Origin of the sequence: Parabacteroides sp. PFB2-10, assembly GCF_029893085.1 — a bacterium.
Taxonomy (GTDB): domain Bacteria; phylum Bacteroidota; class Bacteroidia; order Bacteroidales; family Tannerellaceae; genus QVMG01.
Genome location: NZ_JARXWI010000004.1, coordinates 196,246 through 216,234, shown reverse-complemented (window position 1 = coordinate 216,234; position 19,989 = coordinate 196,246). Strand labels below are relative to the sequence as shown.

The 19,989-nt window shown below is 48.6% G+C and carries 17 protein-coding genes; 8 read left to right on the top strand and 9 right to left on the bottom strand.

Features of this window, described 5'->3' with window-relative positions; translation table 11 throughout:
- Window positions 1–5 precede the first annotated feature (5 nt).
- On the bottom strand, window positions 6–2,345 hold the full coding sequence (locus tag M2137_RS05375) for a TonB-dependent receptor (protein ID WP_280765437.1): 2,340 nt from the start codon (window positions 2,343–2,345) through the stop codon (window positions 6–8).
- Between the two features lie 256 nt (window positions 2,346–2,601).
- On the opposite strand from M2137_RS05375, the gene M2137_RS05370 reads away from it, so the two are divergent.
- Complete coding sequence (locus M2137_RS05370) at window positions 2,602–3,588, top strand: GSCFA domain-containing protein (protein ID WP_280765436.1); 987 nt, start codon at window positions 2,602–2,604, stop codon at window positions 3,586–3,588.
- Between the two features lie 52 nt (window positions 3,589–3,640).
- Window positions 3,641–6,106 carry a bifunctional UDP-N-acetylmuramoyl-tripeptide:D-alanyl-D-alanine ligase/alanine racemase gene (locus tag M2137_RS05365; protein ID WP_280765435.1) on the top strand — a complete coding sequence of 822 codons (2,466 nt, stop codon included), beginning with the start codon at window positions 3,641–3,643 and terminating at the stop codon, window positions 6,104–6,106.
- Window positions 6,107–6,129: 23 nt separating this feature from the next.
- Here the strand turns inward: M2137_RS05365 and M2137_RS05360 are convergent, their stop codons facing one another.
- Window positions 6,130–7,554, bottom strand: a complete 1,425-nt coding sequence (locus tag M2137_RS05360; RefSeq protein WP_280765434.1) for a M56 family metallopeptidase — start codon at window positions 7,552–7,554, stop codon at window positions 6,130–6,132.
- Window positions 7,551–7,925: a BlaI/MecI/CopY family transcriptional regulator gene (locus M2137_RS05355; RefSeq protein ID WP_280765433.1), complete on the bottom strand. Its 375-nt coding sequence runs from the start codon at window positions 7,923–7,925 to the stop codon at window positions 7,551–7,553. The genes M2137_RS05360 and M2137_RS05355 overlap by 4 nt, the downstream gene beginning before the upstream one ends.
- A gap of 504 nt (window positions 7,926–8,429) precedes the next feature.
- On the opposite strand from M2137_RS05355, the gene M2137_RS05350 reads away from it, so the two are divergent.
- From M2137_RS05350 to rseP, 6 genes are all read left to right on the top strand, one after another.
- On the top strand, window positions 8,430–9,053 hold the full coding sequence (locus tag M2137_RS05350; RefSeq protein WP_280765432.1) for a DUF4290 domain-containing protein: 624 nt from the start codon (window positions 8,430–8,432) through the stop codon (window positions 9,051–9,053).
- Window positions 9,050–10,354, top strand: coding sequence for a UDP-N-acetylglucosamine 1-carboxyvinyltransferase (gene murA, locus M2137_RS05345; protein ID WP_280765431.1), 1,305 nt, complete (start codon window positions 9,050–9,052; stop codon window positions 10,352–10,354). The genes M2137_RS05350 and murA overlap by 4 nt, the downstream gene beginning before the upstream one ends.
- The gene (gene rimM, locus M2137_RS05340; protein WP_280765430.1) at window positions 10,351–10,878 is read left to right on the top strand and encodes a ribosome maturation factor RimM; all 528 of its coding nucleotides are present in this window, start codon (window positions 10,351–10,353) and stop codon (window positions 10,876–10,878) included. Before murA ends, rimM begins: the two co-directional genes overlap by 4 nt.
- Before the next feature lie 89 nt (window positions 10,879–10,967).
- Window positions 10,968–11,789: a M23 family metallopeptidase gene (locus tag M2137_RS05335; protein ID WP_348538027.1), complete on the top strand. Its 822-nt coding sequence runs from the start codon at window positions 10,968–10,970 to the stop codon at window positions 11,787–11,789.
- A 3-nt stretch (window positions 11,790–11,792) separates the two neighbouring features.
- Window positions 11,793–12,944, top strand: coding sequence for a 1-deoxy-D-xylulose-5-phosphate reductoisomerase (locus M2137_RS05330; RefSeq protein WP_280765428.1), 1,152 nt, complete (start codon window positions 11,793–11,795; stop codon window positions 12,942–12,944).
- A gap of 11 nt (window positions 12,945–12,955) precedes the next feature.
- On the top strand, window positions 12,956–14,284 hold the full coding sequence (gene rseP, locus M2137_RS05325) for an RIP metalloprotease RseP (protein ID WP_280765427.1): 1,329 nt from the start codon (window positions 12,956–12,958) through the stop codon (window positions 14,282–14,284).
- Between the two features lie 230 nt (window positions 14,285–14,514).
- Here the strand turns inward: rseP and M2137_RS05320 are convergent, their stop codons facing one another.
- Genes M2137_RS05320 through M2137_RS05295 form a run of 6 tightly spaced genes read right to left on the bottom strand, consistent with a single transcriptional unit; the run spans window position 14,515 to window position 19,866 of the window.
- Window positions 14,515–15,081, bottom strand: coding sequence for a Fe-S-containing hydro-lyase (locus M2137_RS05320; protein ID WP_280765426.1), 567 nt, complete (start codon window positions 15,079–15,081; stop codon window positions 14,515–14,517).
- Between the two features lie 35 nt (window positions 15,082–15,116).
- Entirely contained in the window at window positions 15,117–15,959 is an 843-nt protein-coding gene (locus tag M2137_RS05315; RefSeq protein WP_280765500.1) for a fumarate hydratase, read from the bottom strand.
- Window positions 15,959–16,903, bottom strand: a complete 945-nt coding sequence (locus M2137_RS05310; RefSeq protein ID WP_280765425.1) for an alanine-tRNA synthetase second additional domain-containing protein — start codon at window positions 16,901–16,903, stop codon at window positions 15,959–15,961. The genes M2137_RS05315 and M2137_RS05310 overlap by 1 nt, the downstream gene beginning before the upstream one ends.
- 6 nt (window positions 16,904–16,909) lie before the next feature.
- A complete protein-coding gene (locus M2137_RS05305; RefSeq protein WP_280749729.1) occupies window positions 16,910–17,230 on the bottom strand; it encodes a DUF4387 domain-containing protein in 321 nt (106 codons plus the stop codon).
- A gap of 11 nt (window positions 17,231–17,241) precedes the next feature.
- Window positions 17,242–18,603: an acyclic terpene utilization AtuA family protein gene (locus M2137_RS05300; RefSeq protein WP_280765424.1), complete on the bottom strand. Its 1,362-nt coding sequence runs from the start codon at window positions 18,601–18,603 to the stop codon at window positions 17,242–17,244.
- Between the two features lie 18 nt (window positions 18,604–18,621).
- Window positions 18,622–19,866: a methylaspartate ammonia-lyase gene (locus tag M2137_RS05295; protein WP_280765423.1), complete on the bottom strand. Its 1,245-nt coding sequence runs from the start codon at window positions 19,864–19,866 to the stop codon at window positions 18,622–18,624.
- Window positions 19,867–19,989: the final 123 nt, after the last annotated feature.

Below are 19,989 nucleotides of genomic sequence, written 5' to 3'. Positions count from 1 at the left end.
GTTGGTTAAAAGGTGAAGTTCCAGGTTATGGAGGGTACAACAGAGAAAAGGTAGACCATTTCCGCATAGGTCACATCAGGACGGTCAGCATCTTGCCGGAAACGTATCGCCCAGGCGTTCTTTCGTCCGTAGGCGTTATACAGGGAGAAGTTCAGTTCATGCTTCAGGCGCGCGCCGGGCTTGGAGAGTTGCCAGGTGGCGGATAGATCCATCCGGTGATAATCGGGATAACGATACTCATTACGCCCCGAATAGATTGGCACATAAGTGCCTTCGATCTGGTAGCGCCCTGTCGGATAGGTCACCGGGGTGCCGCTGGCATATACCCAGTTAGCCGAGATATTCCAGGTAGGAGAAAGCTCATAACTCGCCACAACAGAGACCGTATGCGGCTTGTCATACGGGGAGCGATACCATCGCCCTTCGTTGATATCATCTATCTGCCGACGGCTTTTAGAAAGGGTATAACTCACCCAACCGGTCAGAGGTCCCTCGTTTTTCCGAACCATCAATTCCAAACCAGCCGCGTAACCCCGACCGAAACGGACCTCTTGCTCCAGGTTTTCGTTGGCGATCAACTGGGCATGATCTTTGAAATCAATCACCTGCTCCAGGTTTTTGTAATAGACTTCCGCTGATGCTTCGTATTGATTCCCCATAAAATTACGGAAATACCCCAGTGCCCATTGGTCGCATAGCTGCGGACGGATGTTATGAGAAGTCTGAAACCATACATCCAAAGGAGATCCGGCTGTTGAGTTGGAAGCCAACTGGATATACTGTACGGTACGCGAATAGCTGGCTTTTACGGAGTGTTCATCGTTGAAAAGGTAGGCAACTCCCAGGCGCGGCTCGAGATGTCCCTGGTTGTGATAGAAGGTGCCACGGTCGTATGTCTTACGGTAAGCCACCTCATAGCCTGTTAGCCAATCGAGCTCTTCTCCGTTAGCAATATTCTGGAAGAGCGAATAGCGCAATCCATACTTCAGCTTCAGGCGATTGGCGATGGTCGATTCGGCAGAGAGATAAAGAGCATGCTCCAGGGCATATTCGCGGGGTATACCAAAACGCGCGATGATCGATTCCTCAGTCGTACCACCCCCCTCACCGGGCATAAAGTCATGATAAAGCAGGTTATACCCGAACTTCAGTTGATGATTCGTATGTAGCTGATAGGTAAAGTCCGCCTTTAGCTCCCAGTCCTTCATCTGTGATTTCCACTCTTGGTTGATTTGCGTGTCGATATCCATCAGCATAGCGTAGTCATACACACTGGCCAATAGCGAGAAATTAGAGAAAAGACGGGGCGAGAAGAGATGATTCCAACGGGCTGTCAGGGTCTTATTGGCAAAATCCATGCCGGCAAACTCATTGCCGAAGTGATCTTTCCCCAGGTAACCGGAAAGGAAGATACGGTTGTTATCATCGATCCGATAGTTTAGCTTAGCATTCATGTCATAGAAATAAAGACTCGACTTGCGCAAGTCTTCATTGTTCGACAGTTTCAGAAAAAGATCAGCATAGGTGCGTCGTCCTGACACGAGGAAAGAGGCATTCTCATTACCCACCGGCCCTTCCAATGTAAGACGGCTGGATATCAACCCAATCCCTCCGGTGGCGGCGAAACGCTGCGTATTTCCCTCTTTCGACCGGATATCCAGAAGCGAAGAGAGCCGTCCACCAAAGCTGGCGGGGATATCGCCTTTGTAGAGTGTCACATCTTTGATGGCATCATTGTTAAATACCGAAAAGAAGCCCATCAGATGGGAGGCATTATAGACCGTAGCCTCATCTAAAAGAATCAGGTTTTGATCATGCCCACCACCACGAACACTGAAACCGGAGGTGCCTTCGGCAGCCGCCTGGACACCCGGCAGCAACTGGATCGCTTTGATCACATCGACCTCACCCATCAGGGCGGGAATACGCTTGATCTCTTTGACAGTCAATCGCTCCGTGCTCATCTCCACCTTGCTCACATGCGCATTCTGCCCCTCGGCGGAGACCACCACCTCCGAGAGCTGGTTCACGCCGGGCGTTAGGCGAACCATTAAACGCTGATCCTCACCCAGAAGGATCTCTACCTCCTTGGTTTCATAGCCCAGGTAGGAGAAAATCAGGGTATATTCGCCGGTTGGTAGTGGCAAGGCATAATGACCGTAGGCATTTGTTACCGTCCCTAAGCGGGTGCCCTTCACCATCACTCCTGCCCCGATCAGATCCTCACCGCTTGACGCGTCCGTCACACGACCACTGATGGTGTAGCGTTGCTCTTGCGCCTCTACGGATAAGGCAAAAAGAGAAAAAGTGAATAGGAGAAGGAACAGACGGTTTATTAAAATCATTTTTATACAATTGTATTGATCGGATAGCCTATTTCCGGCAAAGATAACAGGAAGATCAAAATGTAAGCAACATACCCCTTTTTGTTTATCCTATGATATGTTAAAAATTAACAACCGCATAAGGAATTGGTTGCCTACCATGGTCGGTCAGCCATATTTCCCGGATTTTCGAAAAAAATCCCCGGCAATTTAGACAAAATGCCCATTTCAAAGAGGGAAATGTGTAATATTGTAACTGATTTCAAATTATAACGATATGATATTCTATACACCTGTTGCTAAGGAAAAAGATCCGTTGATGTTCTCCTACGCGGACACGATTATGCTGTTGGGATCCTGCTTTACGGAGAATATCGGGAAGCGGCTCGTGGATAATAAATTTCAGACAGATATCAATCCGTTCGGGATATTGTATAACCCGGCCTCCGTTGCGCAGGCGATCCGCAGGCTGATCCGACCCGGGCGTTTCAGGGAGGAAGATCTTTTCCTATACGAAGGTGCCTATCATAGCTATGCACATCACAGCCGTTTCTCCATGCCGTCGCAAACGGAGACACTGGAGGCAATCAACCGCCGCCTGGAGGAATCGGCCGAAAAACTACAACATACCACCCGCTTAGTGGTCACTTTTGGCACCGCTTATGTCTATCGCCTGAAAAATAACGGAGCCATTGTTGCCAACTGCCATAAGCAACCCGCAACACTCTTCGATCGCGAACAGCTAACGGTCGATGAGATCTTCGCCGACTGGCACGACCTCTTACTCTCGCTCTGGGAACACAATCCCAAAGTAAAACTATTATTTACCGTGAGTCCGATCCGCCATTGGAAAGACGGGGCGCATGGCAACCAATTGAGCAAAGCCACCCTGTTATTGGCTATCGACCGATTGCAAAAAACCTTCCCCGGACAGATAGATTACTTCCCGGCCTATGAGATTATGATGGACGAATTGCGCGACTACCGCTATTACGCAGACGATATGCTTCACCCCTCTTCGCTGGCGATTGAATACATCGGACAGCGTTTCGAAGAGAACCGCTTCACGGATGAAACCAAACAGATATTATCGGAATGGCGCAAGATCCGAAAGGCTATCGAGCACCGTCCTTTTCAACAGGATAGCGACGCTCACCAACAGTTTATCCATCAAACTTTGTTAAAGATGGAAGAGTTTCAAAAAAAATTCCCTTCCTTTGATTTAAGAAAGGAACGAAGTCAATGGATAATTGATAATGGATAATTGATAATTGCCAAGCTATCCATTATCCATTATCAATTATCAATTACCATCTATGGATTACACAATCAAAGAAATAGCCTCTATCTTAGGCGTCAAACAGGGAAAATGGCATGATGCATCGATCAGTATACTGCTGACCAATAGCCGTCGTCTTACCTTTCCGGAACAAAGCCTTTTTTTTGCTATCCCCACCCGTACGAACGACGGGCATAAATATGTGGAAGATCTCTATCGCCTCAGGGTGCGCAATTTTGTTGTAAGCGATATGTTGCCCGTGTTCGACACCATGCCGGATGCCAACTTCCTATTGGTGAAAGACAGCGTAAAAGCCTTACAGAAACTGGCGGCACACCACCGTAAGCGGTTCCGCATCCCGGTAATTGGCATTACCGGCAGCAACGGGAAGACCATTGTGAAGGAGTTTCTCTACCAATTATTACATAACGAATTCAATATCGTTCGTTCGCCCCGCAGCTACAATTCACAGATCGGAGTGCCCCTGTCGGTATGGGAAATGAACGACCGCCACACATTGGCTATTTTCGAAGCGGGCATCTCCCAACCCGACGAAATGGAGAGGCTTCGCCCTATCATCGATCCAACAATCGGCATATTGACTAACGTGGGAGAAGCGCATCAGGAAAATTTCATTTCCATTAGGCAAAAGATCATGGAGAAGCTACAGCTTTTCACCGAAGCGGAAGCGATCATTTACAATGGCGACGATCCGATTCTCACCGACTGCATAGAAGCCTCATTGCTTTCCCACAAATCGGTTGCCTGGAGCCGCACGAACTCAGAGGCACCTCTGTATATCAGTTCGATCAAAAAAGGAGAGGGAGCAACGACTATCACCTGCACCTTGATGGGTATTGACCGGAAGATCAATATACCATTCACCGACGATGCCTCCATTGAAAACGTGATCCACTGCCTCACCACCATGATCTACCTGAAGCCGAGCACCCTGAACGAGACCTCCCGGTTCGAGAAACTGGAGCCGGTCGATATGCGATTGAATATCAAGCAGGGCATCAACAACTGCCTGATCATTAACGATACCTATAATTCCGATATCAACTCCTTAGACATTGCGCTTGGATTCATGCAAGGACGGCGGGTAGACCAAAACACGCCATGCACCCTGATCCTGTCCGATATCCTGCAATCGGGCACCTTGCCGAAGTCGCTCTATAAGAAGGTAGCCGACCTGGTTAAACGCAAAGGAGTCGATCGCGTGATCGGCATCGGACGAGACATCTCCGAGTTCGGCCAGTTCTTCGAGATGCAAAAGGAGTTTTACCTGACGACCGACGAGTTTATCCGTTCGGAAACCTATCTTACCTTCCGAAACGAGCTTATCCTGATCAAAGGATCGCGGCGTTTCCATTTCGAACGGATCAGCGAACTATTGGAAAAGAAGGTACATGAAACGATCCTCGAGGTCAATCTGGATGCAATTATTCATAACTTCAACTACTATACATCCCGCCTGCAACCGGGCACCAAGATGGCCTGCATGGTCAAAGCCTTTGGCTATGGCGCCGGATCGTATGAGATTGCCAAGACCTTGCAGGAGCAGCGTTGCGACTACCTGGCCGTAGCCGTGGCCGACGAAGGAGCCGAATTGCGCAAAGCAGGCATCTCCATCCCTATCATGGTGATGAACCCGGAGTTCAGCAGCTTCAATATGCTGTTCGAAAACCAGTTGGAGCCGGAGATCTACAGCTTCCGCCTCTTGGATGCCGTGATCAAGGAGACCGAACGCCGCGGACTCACCTCCTACCCCGTTCACCTGAAGATCGACACCGGCATGCACCGGTTAGGATTCCAATCGAAAGACATTCCGGAGATTATCCGCCGCATACGCGAGCAGGGTGGTATTATGGTGCGCTCACTCTTCTCCCATCTGGCAGGGACCGACAACAGTGCTTTGGATGAGTTTACGTTCGGTCAGATCCGTCAATTCGAACAGGCCGCGAAGGAACTGGAAGAGGGATTGGAACAGAAGGTAATCAAACACATCCTGAACTCCGGAGGCATCGAACGCTTTAGCGACTACCAGATGGATATGGTTCGTTTGGGCATTGGCCTGTATGGAGTCAGCGCGTCGGGGCAAAACGGCTTGCGTCCCGTCAGCACCCTCAAAACCATTATTCTGCAGATACAACATGTGCCGGCCGGCGACTCTGTCGGATACAACCGAATGACCTATCTTAAGCGCGACTCCCGCATCGCCATCCTGCCGATCGGTTATGCTGATGGACTCGACCGCCATCTGGGCAACGGCGGCGGCGAAGTGTTGATCAACGGAAAGCGTTGTCCGATTGTCGGCAATATCTGTATGGACACCTGCCTGGTCGACATCACCGACATCGAAGCCGCCGAAGGCGACCCCGTCACCCTCTTCGGCGAAGGCCTGCCGGTGGAAGAGATGGCCGCCCGTCTGCAAACCATCCCTTACGAGGTACTCACCTCCATCTCCCCTCGGGTAAAAAGGGTTTATTTTAGGGAGTAATCACCTGCATTACAAAAGAGGAATCATTTTATCTTCACTTTATCTATTCTATGGCTATAAAAATAAAGTGTTTCATCTTCCGCTATTTTTTGGTTTGCTTCTTTGGATACCAGAGATAGATGATAGACATATTTCCCGTAGTCCTTTGCATTTGCCATCAAACGGCTTTTCATATAATGGGCAAAATCCGTTCGCTGATAATTATTTAACTCCGCGTTATCTATTCGTTTTCCATCCAGCCAGATGCCATATTGCGTAGGATCTTTCCATGCTTCCATCTCTTCTTGCGGGGGAATATTTTCTTCATATGCCTGTCTACGTAAGAATACCCCATTTAATTTATCCTGCTCTTCCGTTGTCATCGACAGAAATAATGTTCTCATCCGATCGATATCTTCCGGTGACAGCAATGCCTGGTCGTACCGCTTTTGTCCATTCTTTTCTACGATACCTTTTGCATGTATGGAGTTAAATTCCTGAACAGGGGACAGTTCCCTGTTTTCCTGAGTCGTTTCTTGTACAGACGTAAGTGGATAATCTCCAACAGTAGGTACATATGCGACGGTCTTATTACTGAAAAGAAAAAGAGCCACCAGTACAAAAGGCAGGGTGATCAGTTGCTTCAGCCATTTTTTCTTTTGTGATGTTGTTTTTGTCATCATAATCAAACGTTTTTTTGTGAATAAAAAATTGAATTGGCTCACTATGCCCGGTTTCTCGAGATTCCCGGTCATATTGATTAACAGATATTGATATTGAATGATATCCTGATGGTGTTCAAGCACTGATTTATCTGCAAGATATTCATGATTGAGATGAATAAAACGCTTATAAACCATAAGCATCGGGTTAAACCAAAAAAAGACAGTTAACAATTCCAGCAGGATATTATCATACGAATGCCGCTGGCGAACATGCGCCAGTTCATGACATAACACTTTCTCATCTATATTTCCGGCGGCATACGCTGCCTGATTGAGAAATATATAATTCAGAAAACTGCAAGGAGTACACATATCCCGGGTTAACACCAATTGGGAGCCTTGCCGGTAAGGTATACACTGAGCCTTCCTTATCTTGCCATATAGTTTAGTAAGTTTAAAAATAAAATCTAAAAGAAGAATGAAGGTTACGCCGGCATAGATCAGCCATAAAATGGTAATCCAATCTAACGTTTGCCCCTGGGTTTCTATTATGATTGTAGCCCCCTCCTCTACTATCCGTTGAGAGGTGGAATAAATGGTGTTATCAGTAATAATACTATTCCCTAACTCAACGATAGGTATTTCCTGCGTAAAAGTGATTGCCGGTATGATCAGCGACAAACATAAACTGCCAAGCAGGTAAGCCCTGTTGTATCTATACAACACTTCCTTTTCCAGCAAGACTTTATATATAACAAAGAAAAAGACAGAGCAGAGTATTACTTTTAGTATGTAGGATATCATTTTTTTCTCTTTTCAATTTCTAATTCTACTATTTTCCGGAGTTCCTCTAATTGGTCAGTAGTGAAATCGGCTTCCCGGGTAAAAAAGGAGGCGAACTGAAGAGGCGAGTTCTCGAAATAATTCGAAATAATCCCTTTTACATGGCGAGAGAAATAATCGGATTTTTTTACCAGCGGGTAGTATTGTCGGGAGTTCCCATACAATTGATAGGCAACATATCCCTTCTCCTGTATGCGTTTCAATAATGTCATAACCGTTGTAACGGCAGGTTTGGGATCCGGATAAAGCTCCATAATCTCTTTTAGAAAGACCCTGTCTTGTTGCCAGATGTATTCCATCAATTGTTCTTCAGATTTGGATAATTGCTGCATGATATTCTACTTGTCGTTTACTTTATTCTACAAATGTAGAACATCTGTTTTATTTTCCAAAACAAAAACTATTAATTTTTCGTAAAAACACAGATAAAGAGTAATCGAAGGCCAACATAGCCCTGCTGAGACCATCGCCATTGTAAGTTCGACCTCTTCGAGGCCAAGGGTGGATGATTTGCTCTCTCGACCCCATGTTCCGCTATACTTCACATGGGGTTTAACAACGCGGCGCGTCTTTGACGCAAACAATACAATGAATATCAATGTGTTTATTCACAATATTGCATGAGAATTCTATCGTCGATGCGCCTCGACAGTACTGTCCATGCCCTTCGACAGTTCTGTCCATGCGCTTCGACAGTACTGTCCATGCCCATCGACGATAGAATGATGGCGGGATTCACCTTTTTCAGTGTAAGACACATTCTATATCTTTTAAGGATCTCGTTTGGGGCAAATCAATAATAATCTGTACATTTGTTCCCTAAAACGATTTTTAGAATGAAATACAATACAGAAGAGAAAAAGCTTGCTATGCCCGAATATGGACGTAACATTCAAAATATGGTGGATTATTGTGTCGCAATAGAAGACCGCAATGAGCGGAAGCGTTGTGCCGATACCATCATCAATATCATGGGAAATATGTTTCCCCACCTGCGTGACGTCAATGACTTCAAACATATTCTCTGGGATCACCTGGCGATTATGTCGGATTTCAAGCTCGATATCGATTACCCTTACGAGATTATCCGCAAAGAGGACCTGCACAGCCGTCCGCCCCGTATTCCGTATAACAATTCGCGCATCCGTTACCGTCATTATGGACGCACACTGGAATTGATGATCGACAAAGCTACCGAATTGGAGAACGGTGACGAACGGGAGCAATTGACCAAAATGCTGGCGAATCACATGAAAAAGTCGTTCCTGACATGGAACAAAGAGAGTGTCGACGACCGGAAGATTTTCAAAGACTTGGATGAATTGTCGCACAATAAGATCGTGCTCAGCGAAGAGACACATAAGCTGACTGAGAGCCGTGAGATCCTGGCGCGCAACAATCAGCAATCCAACAACAATAACAACAACAATAAGAAAAATCACCAACGGAAAGGGAGATGAGTTCGTTTGTCATAGAAGGAGGCTACCGACTATCGGGTGAAATCGTACCGCAAGGGGCAAAAAACGAAGCCCTGCAGGTGATTTGTGCCACGCTGTTGACCGCGGAAAAGGTCACCATCAGCAATGTGCCCGATATCTTAGATGTGAACAACCTCATCCAACTGTTGCGCGATATGCAGGTAAAGGTGGAACATCCGGCTGCGGATGTCTATACCTTTCAGGCAGACGATATCGACCTGGACTACCTAAGTACGGATGATTACCTACGCAAAAGCGCCTCACTGAGAGGTTCCGTTATGATTGTCGGCCCCATGGTGGCCCGCTTCGGGAAAGCATTGATTCCCAAGCCGGGAGGCGATAAGATCGGACGCCGCCGCCTGGACACTCATTTTACCGGTATTCAAAAGCTGGGTGCCACATTCGATTACGATAACGAGCGCCACCTGTACAAGGTGGAAGCCGACCGATTGACCGGCACCTATATGCTATTGGACGAGGCCTCGGTAACGGGTACGGCCAACATCGTGATGGCCGCCGTCTTGGCAAAAGGAAAGACAACGATCTATAACGCGGCCTGCGAACCCTATCTGCAACAACTCTGTACGATGTTGAACCGCATGGGAGCGCGCATTTCCGGTGTGGGATCCAACCTGCTCACCATTGAAGGGGTAGAGGCTTTATATGGCACCGAACATCGTATCCTGCCGGATATGATCGAAGTCGGCAGCTTTATCGGTATGGCCGCCATGACCGGTTCCGATATCCTGATAAAAGATACGGGCTATGACCACCTGGGCATCATTCCGGAATCTTTTCGCCGCTTAGGCATTACAGTAGAACAGGTAGGCGATGATATCCATGTGCCTACACATGATACATACGAAATAGACACCTTCATCGACGGATCCATTATGACCATTGCCGATGCACCCTGGCCGGGACTGACACCCGACCTGTTGAGTGTGTTCTTAGTGGTTGCCACACAGGCAGTGGGTAGCGTGTTGATCCATCAGAAGATGTTCGAAAGCCGCCTTTTCTTTGTCGATAAACTGATCGATATGGGGGCGCAAATCATTCTTTGCGACCCGCACCGGGCGACGGTGATCGGATTGGGCAATCGGTTTCGCTTGCGCGGAGCGACCATGGTTTCGCCGGATATACGCGCGGGTATCGCTTTGTTGATCGCTGCCATGAGTGCCGACGGCACCAGTTGCATCAACAACATCGACCAGATCGACCGCGGATATCAGAATATCGACCAACGATTAAACAAAGTAGGCGCCCGTATTACGAGGTTATGATAAGGCAAGAAGAGTTATTCCGTATCGGACGGTTTGCGAAGCCCCACGGGGTAAAGGGAGAGATATCGCTACAAACAACCATTGAATTATTTGACGATATCGAAGAGCCCTATCTGGTATGTGATATAGAAGGTATTTTTGTTCCGTTCTTCATCGAGGAGTACCGCTATAAGGGCAGTACGATCATATTGATCAAACTCGAAGGAGTTGACACGGAAGAGCAGGCCCGGAAGTTTATGGGACGGGAAGTGTATCTGCCTTACGAATTGGTAGACGAAGAGGAGAACCTGATAGGCGAAATGACCTGGGACAGTTTTATCGGTTACCAGGTCAGGGATGATGAAAATAATTTGTCGGGTGTGATAACAGCGGTGGACGAAAGCACGCAGAACATCCTGTTTCATATCGAACACGACGGAAAAGAGATCCTGTTCCCTGCCGTCGAAGAGTTGATCACAGCGGTCGACCATATTGCCAAAGAGATACGGATTCACCTCCCGGAGGGATTGTTGGATTTATGGTGAAGTAAGATAAAAAGATGGGAAAGAAAGACAGTACAAAGACAAATAGAACAAAGAAAAAAGCAACGTCCAGAAGTGAATTCTGGCATAAGATGCGCTTTAAGTATAAGCTCTCCTTTTTTAATGAAAGCGCTTTGGAAGAGGTATGGTCGTTCCGTATATCCATGCTGTCGGCCGTAACGATGGTACTCTTCTTTGCCGGACTATTGGTCACTCTCACCTCTATGATCATTATCCTGACGCCGATACGCAACTATCTGCCCGGATACCTCGATGTCGAGGTGCGGAAGGAGATCGTGCAGAACGTATTGCGCGCCGATTCCTTAGAACGTATGATTGCCATTCAGGCCATGTATCTGGACAATATCCAGGGCATACTGACCGGCACTACCGAGATAGACTCTATCCGCACATTAGATACATTGGCGCAGATAAACCCGGATTTTGAGATTGTCCGGGGAGAAAACGAGAAAGCTTTTATTCAGGCATTCGAAGAGGAGGAACGATATAACCTCACCAGCCTGAATCCCAATCCGATTCCCGATGGTATTTTCTTCGTTAAACCGCTTAACGGTGTGATGTCGGCTGCCTACAATCAGGAGATCAAGCATTATGGCATCGATCTTGTTGCCTCGCTGCGGGAAAGCGTATTGTCAACCCTCGACGGCACGGTGGTCTTTACCGGGTTCGATCCGAAGTTCGGTAATGTGATACAGGTGCAACACCGCAATGGCTTCCTATCGGTTTATAAACACAACGAATTACTATTGAAAGAGATAGGCGACCAGGTGGTTGCCGGAGAAGCGATTGCATTGGTAGGAAATACCGGAGATCTGTCGACAGGTCCTCACCTGCATTTCGAATTATGGTATCGCGGACAACCGGTCAATCCGGGCGAATACATTGCTTTCTGACGCATGAAGAGACAAGTAGCCATATTAGGTTCGACCGGTTCTATCGGTACGCAGGCGTTGGAGGTGATCCGCGATCATGCCGATCTGTTTGAGGTGTATGCCCTGACAGGGGGCAGCAATGTCGATCTACTGATCAACCAGGCACGCACCTTTATGCCCGAAGTGGTGGTGATTGCCAACGAAACAAAATACCCGGAGCTGAAAGAAGCCCTGGAAGACCTGCCGATCAAAGTATGGGCTGGCGCCGAGGCGATAGCACAAGTGGTGCAGATGGAACCGATCCAATTGGTGTTGACCGCCATGGTTGGCTACTCGGGCCTGCGTCCCACCATCGCAGCTATCCAAGCCGGCAAAGCCATTGCCCTGGCCAACAAAGAGACGTTGGTCGTTGCCGGGGAACTAATCACCCGCCTGGCGCAGGAGAACCGAACCCCCATCCTACCGGTCGATTCGGAACATTCCGCCATTTTCCAATGCCTGGCAGGCGAATGGGAGAACCCGGTAGCCAAGATATTCCTGACTGCCTCAGGCGGTCCTTTCCGCACGAAGACGATCGATGAACTGGCTACCGTAACCAGCCAACAGGCTTTGCGCCACCCCAACTGGACGATGGGTGCGAAGGTTACCATCGACTCGGCGTCGATGATGAACAAAGGCTTCGAGATGATCGAAGCGAAATGGCTGTTTGGCCTTACGCCGGAACAGATCGAAGTGGTGGTACACCCACAGTCTATTATCCACTCCATGGTGGAATTTCAGGATGGTGCCGTGATGGCTCAACTGGGCATTCCCGACATGAAACTGCCGATCGCTTACGCGTTCTCCTACCCCAAACGACTGAAAGGAGTATCTCCCCGTTTGGATTTCAAACAATATAGTTCACTCACCTTTGAAGAGCCCGACACCCGTCGGTTTCGCAACCTGACATTCGCCTACGAGGCGATCCACCGTGGCGGCAATATGCCCTGCATACTGAATGCAGCCAACGAGGTGGTTGTGGCAGCATTCCTGCGCGACGAGACAGGCTTCCTGGCCATGAGTGACATCATAGAGAAAACAATGATGAAGGCAACATTTATTGAAAAGCCTTCGTATGACGACTATGTAGCAACCGATGCCGAAGCGCGCCGGTTGGCTGCGGAATATATAAAGTAAACAGATTGTAAATGGAAACATTTTTGATTAAAGCGGCACAATTGATTCTCAGTTTGTCGATTTTGGTGATAGTGCATGAGTTCGGGCATTTTCTTTTCGCCCGTATCTATAAAGTGCGTGTAGAGAAGTTCTATCTTTTCTTCGATGCCTGGTTTGCCCTCTTCCGGTATAAACCGAAAAACAGCGAAACGGAATATGGTATCGGCTGGCTTCCGCTCGGAGGCTATTGCAAAATATCGGGCATGATCGATGAAAGCATGGATAAAGAGCAGATGGCTCAACCACCCCAACCATACGAGTTTCGCTCGAAGTCGGCCGGAAAACGGTTGATGATCATGATTGCAGGGGTATTGTTCAATTTCCTCCTGGCGCTTTTCATCTACTCCATGGTGTTGTTTAAATGGGGAGAAACATACGTTCCGTTGGATAAAATGACCAACGGTATGTATTATAGCGAGACATTCCATAACATTGGTTTCCAGGATGGCGACGTATTGTTGATGGCCGATAGTGAGAAGTTAGACCGCTTTGGCGAAAACAGCTTCCGCAAGGTGGTGGAATCATCCAATGTCACCGTATTGCGCAACGGCGTGCAAACCGTGATCCCTATTCCGGACGATATGATGCAACGCATCCTCCGCGACAAAAAAGGATTTGCCGACCCCAACCGTATCCCGATGATGGTACGCGAACTATCGGGCAAGAACACCCCGGCCGCCAAAGCAGGCTTGCAACCCGGCGATAGCATTGTGGCTATTAACGGCACGCTGACTCCCTTGTTTGAAGATGCCGCCAAGATATTAGAAGAATATAAAGATGCGGATATTCAGATCGACTACTACCGCAACGGGCAACCGATGTCGACCACCGCACACACCGACGAGAACGGAAAGTTAGGCTTCTACCTGATGGCGCCGGCCGATATCTACGGTACCTATACCAAAACGTACGGCTTCTTTGAATCGTTCCCGGCCGGTATCCGTCTGGGAGTGAACACCCTGAAAGGCTATGTGAGCGATATGAAGTATGTGTTCACCAAAGAGGGAGCCTCCAGCCTCGGAGGATTCGGTACGATCGGTGGCCTCTTCCCTGCGCAGTGGAACTGGAAAACATTCTGGGAACGCACCGCCTTCCTATCCATCATCCTGGCCTTTATGAATATCCTGCCGATCCCGGCATTGGATGGTGGCCATGTGATGTTCTTACTGTATGAAGTAATCGCCCGCCGCAAACCAAGCGACAAATTCCTCGAATATGCGCAAATCGTCGGTATGCTGTTGTTGTTCGGCCTATTGATCTACGCAAACGGAAACGATATCGTACGGTATTTCTTCAAATAAAAAATAAACATTGGTTTCTGCGATTCGGCTTCTCCTTTAAATCGCAAAAAAGAAAAACCGATATGTAAGCAACCCGGGGCTATTTTTAGTTAAAATAGCCCCGGGTTGCTTACACATCAAATGTTAACGAATATTTACTCCCGGGAGTTTGTTCGCAAAGTCCTGCCTTTTTGCGCACAAAGTCCTACCAAAATATCAAAATGTCATTTTAGGGTTTGGAGATCTGTATATCACCCGCAACAGGCGGATTGATACATTGCACGACCCTCTTCGTACATATTACGTCCCTGGCTGTCGATAGCGACGATAACGGGTAGCTCTTTGACCACTAATCGTCTGACCGCTTCGGTGCCCAGTTCATCGTAGGCGATCACTTCGGCGCTCTCTACGCATTTGCCCATCAGGGCAGCTGCACCGCCGATCGCAGCAAAGTAGACACCATTGTGTTTCACAATAGCATCGATCACCTCCTGGCTGCGAAAGCCCTTTCCGATCATTACCTTAAGCCCTTGCTCTATAAGGCGGGGCGAATAGAGATCCATCCGTCCGCTCGTTGTAGGGCCGACAGAACCAATCGGTTTGCCCGGCTTCGGAGGACAAGGACCGGCATAATAGATCGCAGCCCCTTCGAAATCAAAAGGCATCGATTTTCCTTCGTCTAAGTATTCACACATGCGTTTGTGAGCCGCATCACGAGCCGTATAAACGACTCCGGAGATATACACCATATCCCCGGCTTTCAGACTCCGGATCACCTCATCCGTAAAGGGAGGCGTTATAATTGTTTTTGTTTCCATATCTTTTTCTTCGTTTCGCCCTAATTATCAATTACCTAAAGCTTTCCTTCCGCATGTCGCGTCGCATGGCAACCGATATTGACCGAAACCGGCAATCCGGCAATATGCGTAGCGTAGGTCAGGATATTTACGCTCAACGCCGTTGTTGTGCCGCCAAATCCGGCCGGGCCGATGCCTAAGTTGTTGATAGTATCCAACAATTCGGCTTCCAATTCGGCTAACATCGGGTTGGGATTCTTTTCTCCTACCGGGCGGAGCAAGGCTTTTTTGCTCAGGTAGGCGCTCTTTTCCATCGTTCCCCCGATGCCTATTCCGACAATGATCGGAGGGCAGGGATTAGCGCCGGCCTCAGAGATGGTTCGAATAACAAACTCTTTGATCCCGGGCAGCCCCTGGCTGGGTTTCAACATTTTCAGACCGCTCATATTCTCGCTACCGAATCCTTTCGGGGCAACGATAAGGTGAAACTGGTCGCCCGGCACAAGCTCATAATGAATAACCGCCGGAGTATTGTCTTTTGTGTTTACCCTGTCTAAGGGATCGCGCACAACAGACTTGCGCAAATAGCCCTTTTCATAGCCCCGCCTAACGCCTTCGTTGATTGCCTCTTCCAGCGAACCACCGGCGATATGCACCTCCTGTCCGAGGGTAACAAACACCACGGTCATGCCAGTGTCCTGGCAGATCGGAGCCATTTCGTCGCGGGCGATTTGAGCATTCTCGACTAAGGTGTTGAGGATATCCTTGCCCAAAGGCGACTTCTCGGTGGCGCGGCACGCTTTCAGGCACTGAAAAATATCGTCTGTCAGGTGACAGTTAGCTTCGATGCAAAGCTTTTCGACCAGGTCGGTTATCTTGTCGGTATGTATTTCTCTTATCATATCTTTTTTCTTTGTAGGAAATGAACCGTATTCAGGTTGTCAATCGATATATTCTCATCATTGCTCAGTACACCCACGATACAGAAGGTGTCCGATTTAGGATCCGGGATATAACGCTTGATCAACGTAAAGGCTTCGACTTCCGAGGTGTTGAGCACGTGCAGGCGCGGGAAATTGCAGACCACCTTGGTTCCACCGATCAGGATATGGTCTTCGTCGAAATAGCAGATGTCTAAGTTCTTGGCTATCTCCTCTTTCACCCGGGCATTCAAACGTTCGAAATCCAGATCGACCTCTTTGGTCAATTTCAGGATAAAGCCATTCCGCATATCGGAAGGATAGATAATCTTGCGGTCTACGTTGAACTCCGTAGAGAGTATCAGCATGGTGATATCTTCGATCGTATGCGCCACGCGGCGGTAGTGCAGCGAACTGGATACGATATTATAGATACTCTGTGGTTGCGGGCCGAAGATGCTCGGGCGAGTCACGATAATCTCTTCCCCGATCCCGACTAAGATATCGGCATTCATACCCAAGGCCGGATAGAGCAGGTTGAAGTGCTCGACGATGACCCTTCGCTTGTGTTCGAGCGCGTTCTGTACAAATTCAACGATTTCATACATCTGGGTGAAGGCAATCTGAAACCGCATATCGATATGATAGGTGGTCGACTGCTGCACATCCTCAAACAGATCGCGCACCTGCATGATCTTACGCGGGTTAAGCATATCGTCGTCATTCGACAGTTCCAGTCCGGGAAACATCCCCCGGATGAGGGATGATTTTCCCGAACCGGCATCACCAACAATGCCGACAAGCCTGTCTGTATGCGTCAGATGGCGTTGGGCGATCTGCTCACCCAGGAACAATAACCGCTCTCGTCCGTGCGGGGCGAAATATTGCGAAAAGACAGAATAGTCCTGTATCCGGCTGAGCATACGCTTTTATATTTGAACTTTATAGCCTAATAATGGAGAGTGCTGCTGGGCACCGTACACATCCGTTTCGCCCAACGCTCCCGACGGGATCGGACGCACAATCGTGATCTTCACAGCTTTCGCCGGATCAAAATAGACTAATTTGATAATATCCGACTCCGGGATATTGTATAAAGCGGCAAAAGCCGGTTCATTGATCGCATGGGCTGCCTTCACCTTCTCGTAGGTCTCGAAGTCTTTGAAGATCACATCAAAGGTCAGTTCATACGGCCCGGAATTCTTACTCCGGATAACCGAAGCTATATCTCTTAATGTATATTCCATAATTGATTTATTATTCATTTAAACTCAATGTACTCCACCGGGAAGTATTCCGACGGATTGTCGACTTTCATCAGGTGGTACACATTAAACTCGTACACCTCGCCTACCTTACAGTCGGACGGAGAGAAAGGAAATGCCAGGTTTCCAGCTGTCGATATACGTCCTTCATAACCGAAATGCAGCATGGTGCTACGGGCAAAGCCACAGATCGTATCGGCACGCTCCTGCGTATCAGCAACCGCTTCGATCACGATGCAAAGCTCATGCGCCGTGCGGTTGTCGGCACCGGGGAACAAGCCCATCACGCCATTCTTGCCATAGATCTTAAAGTCGAGGAAAAAATCGGTAATGCCATAGGCTTCGAAGTTATCTTTCACCCGCGCCTTTACACTCTGCACAATATCGTCGATCTTATCGATCATCACCGGATCTTTCACGCCGGCCACAGAGATCGTGCGGTAACCAACCTTCTTCACCCCTTCCAATTTCACAAAATACTCTTCCGTGGGCACGAACTTACTGCCTTTCACCTGCACCGTATTCTCGGTCAACTGCGTGAAAGTGGCTCCGTAAAGGTCGATGGCTCCGCCCGGTCCGGGCAGCATATAGGGGTTTGTCTTCTCGTAAAGCGTATGGGCAGCCACCGATAGGGTCGTACATTTACGCAAAGGCGACAGGGGTTCGAGCACAAAATCATCCTTATGCAGGTAGCCGAACATACAGTCGCTTCCGCTTCCCGGCGTGGCAGCAATCGAGGCACATTCGAGTATCTTACCCAAATGGATCGCCAGTCCGCGATCGAATCCCTCTTTGATGGCCAGGGCGGCAAAGACAGACGGGTCGTAAGAACGCCCGGCAAGGATCACGTTGGCTCCCTCATTGAGGGCGTTGATAAACGGTTCTTCTCCCATCTGCGCTACGATGCGCACACAGCTATCTACCTCTTCTGCCGTGATCTGCTCCGCCGGAAACAAGGGTTCGATATCGCCATCGGCCAGTTTCTGCTTAATCAGTTCTTTATCCAGTTCCGACTGGATAACGGCAAGCTTGAAGGTTAGTTTCTTTTCTTCAGCTATCTGCCGGATGATCTCCAGGTTGAAGGCTACGTGAGGCCGTCCACCGCTACCGCCGCCTGTGCCGATAATCACCGGTATGCCTGCTTCGATAGCAGCGGGGATCATGATTTCCAGATCGCGTTTCACGGAGTTAAAATCGGTAAACGACTTCCCTGCCCCCAGGTAATAGGGACCGGGATCGGTGGAACCCGCATCGACTGCAATCACATGCGGCTTACGTTTCATTCCTTCGACAAAGGAGTCCATCGGGAATCCATAGCCGAGAATAGCTGTTGGGGAAAGTATTCTTATTTCTTCCATCTTGTATTGTAGGTTTATTTATAAAACATTTTTCAGCGCTAAGATACGCTGCATTTCATTAAATATAAGCATATAGCCTTCATCTACGCCCATACCGGGCTTGGCCAGGTATTGCACCGGGTTAGTTGCCATAGCGACATGGGCACATACCTCCGCGGAACGGTTTGTTTCGTTGCAGGTACCTCCCAGGTAAGCGCCGATATTGTTCTCCTTACAGAAGATAACCGCCTCGATCGAATTGTTGATACCACCCAGGTCTGGTGTCTTGATCTGGATCATGTGTCCGGCTTTGCGCAGGGTGAAATCCTTGATATCCTCCAGGGTGTTGCACCATTCATCGGCAACGATCTCCGCTTTGGAGCCCATCTTTTCCAACTCTTCGCGGATGATACGCAACCCTTCTATCTGCGCTTCCTTCTCGCCCATATCGACCGGACCTTCCACCCGCAGGGCAAAAGGAATAGCGATCTTTTCCAAACCGGCGATATAGTCGGCTATCTTCTTAAAATCATTGTCGAACACAAGGCCTAAGGTGCCATATACATCTATATGGATAACGGGATTATAGCTCTCAAAAGGCTTGAATTGCAGGATGCGGTTGCGCAGCCACTCGATATAGGCCTCGATCTTTTCGCCCTTCAGTCCTGTTTTTTCTTCCACATGGTTGAACAGGGCGTGCGGCAATACCTGAGCACCCTTCATAATCATCTTATCGGCATTCGCGTAGCGGTCGTCGCCCGATTGCGTAAAGATAGGGATCATCGTGTCGGATACCGTCGTGCCGTATTCCTCCGCCACCACCTGCGCCATCAGTTTCGACTGGCTTTTCGCCACCGCGTCTAAGCACGCCTGCGTCACCCCATAACGGATTGCCGTATGATAGATCTTGCCGGTAGAGGGGCTTTTCGTCTTATCCACCAGGTCGGCCAGTTCTTTGAAGCTGGTGATCTCCCGTCCAATATACATCGGAGCAATCTCCTTTTCGATCAACGGAATAAAGTCCTTGGCCAGGAACAAGGGGTCGCGTCCGGCTGCTCCCGAATACTGCACAGCGGCGCAGTCGCCATGAGCCACTGCTCCGTTTTCAAGTATAAACAACACAGAGATTGACTCTCCTGCCTGACGCACGGCGGTGAAACCTTCCGTCATCGGCTGGCCGGTATAAAACGCGCCGTCATGTCCGGCTCCTGCTTTGATTGCTTTCTGGTCGTCAAAGAAAAAACCTGTTTTCCCCTGAGCACATATTACATTTTTTATTTTCATTTTGTTTTTGATTAATTGCTTTACATTTTATTCTCCCACCACCCCACCGCAGCAAGCAGCGGTCCACCCCCTCCTCGGGCAGGAGGGGAGCTTTTAGATAGTTATTTCAAAATTGTTTGATTC

What these genes read in the sequence shown, in the direction of transcription:
- M2137_RS05375 (WP_280765437.1), bottom strand. Translation starts at nt 2,345, where the DNA reads ATGATTTTAATAAACCGTCTGTTCCTTCTCCTATTCACTTTTTCTCTT.
- M2137_RS05370 (WP_280765436.1), top strand. Translation starts at nt 2,602, where the DNA reads ATGATATTCTATACACCTGTTGCTAAGGAAAAAGATCCGTTGATGTTC.
- M2137_RS05365 (WP_280765435.1), top strand. Translation starts at nt 3,641, where the DNA reads ATGGATTACACAATCAAAGAAATAGCCTCTATCTTAGGCGTCAAACAG.
- M2137_RS05360 (WP_280765434.1), bottom strand. Translation starts at nt 7,554, where the DNA reads ATGATATCCTACATACTAAAAGTAATACTCTGCTCTGTCTTTTTCTTT.
- M2137_RS05355 (WP_280765433.1), bottom strand. Translation starts at nt 7,925, where the DNA reads ATGCAGCAATTATCCAAATCTGAAGAACAATTGATGGAATACATCTGG.
- M2137_RS05350 (WP_280765432.1), top strand. Translation starts at nt 8,430, where the DNA reads ATGAAATACAATACAGAAGAGAAAAAGCTTGCTATGCCCGAATATGGA.
- murA (WP_280765431.1), top strand. Translation starts at nt 9,050, where the DNA reads ATGAGTTCGTTTGTCATAGAAGGAGGCTACCGACTATCGGGTGAAATC.
- rimM (WP_280765430.1), top strand. Translation starts at nt 10,351, where the DNA reads ATGATAAGGCAAGAAGAGTTATTCCGTATCGGACGGTTTGCGAAGCCC.
- M2137_RS05335 (WP_348538027.1), top strand. Translation starts at nt 10,968, where the DNA reads ATGCGCTTTAAGTATAAGCTCTCCTTTTTTAATGAAAGCGCTTTGGAA.
- M2137_RS05330 (WP_280765428.1), top strand. Translation starts at nt 11,793, where the DNA reads ATGAAGAGACAAGTAGCCATATTAGGTTCGACCGGTTCTATCGGTACG.
- rseP (WP_280765427.1), top strand. Translation starts at nt 12,956, where the DNA reads ATGGAAACATTTTTGATTAAAGCGGCACAATTGATTCTCAGTTTGTCG.
- M2137_RS05320 (WP_280765426.1), bottom strand. Translation starts at nt 15,081, where the DNA reads ATGGAAACAAAAACAATTATAACGCCTCCCTTTACGGATGAGGTGATC.
- M2137_RS05310 (WP_280765425.1), bottom strand. Translation starts at nt 16,903, where the DNA reads ATGCTCAGCCGGATACAGGACTATTCTGTCTTTTCGCAATATTTCGCC.
- M2137_RS05300 (WP_280765424.1), bottom strand. Translation starts at nt 18,603, where the DNA reads ATGGAAGAAATAAGAATACTTTCCCCAACAGCTATTCTCGGCTATGGA.
- M2137_RS05295 (WP_280765423.1), bottom strand. Translation starts at nt 19,866, where the DNA reads ATGAAAATAAAAAATGTAATATGTGCTCAGGGGAAAACAGGTTTTTTC.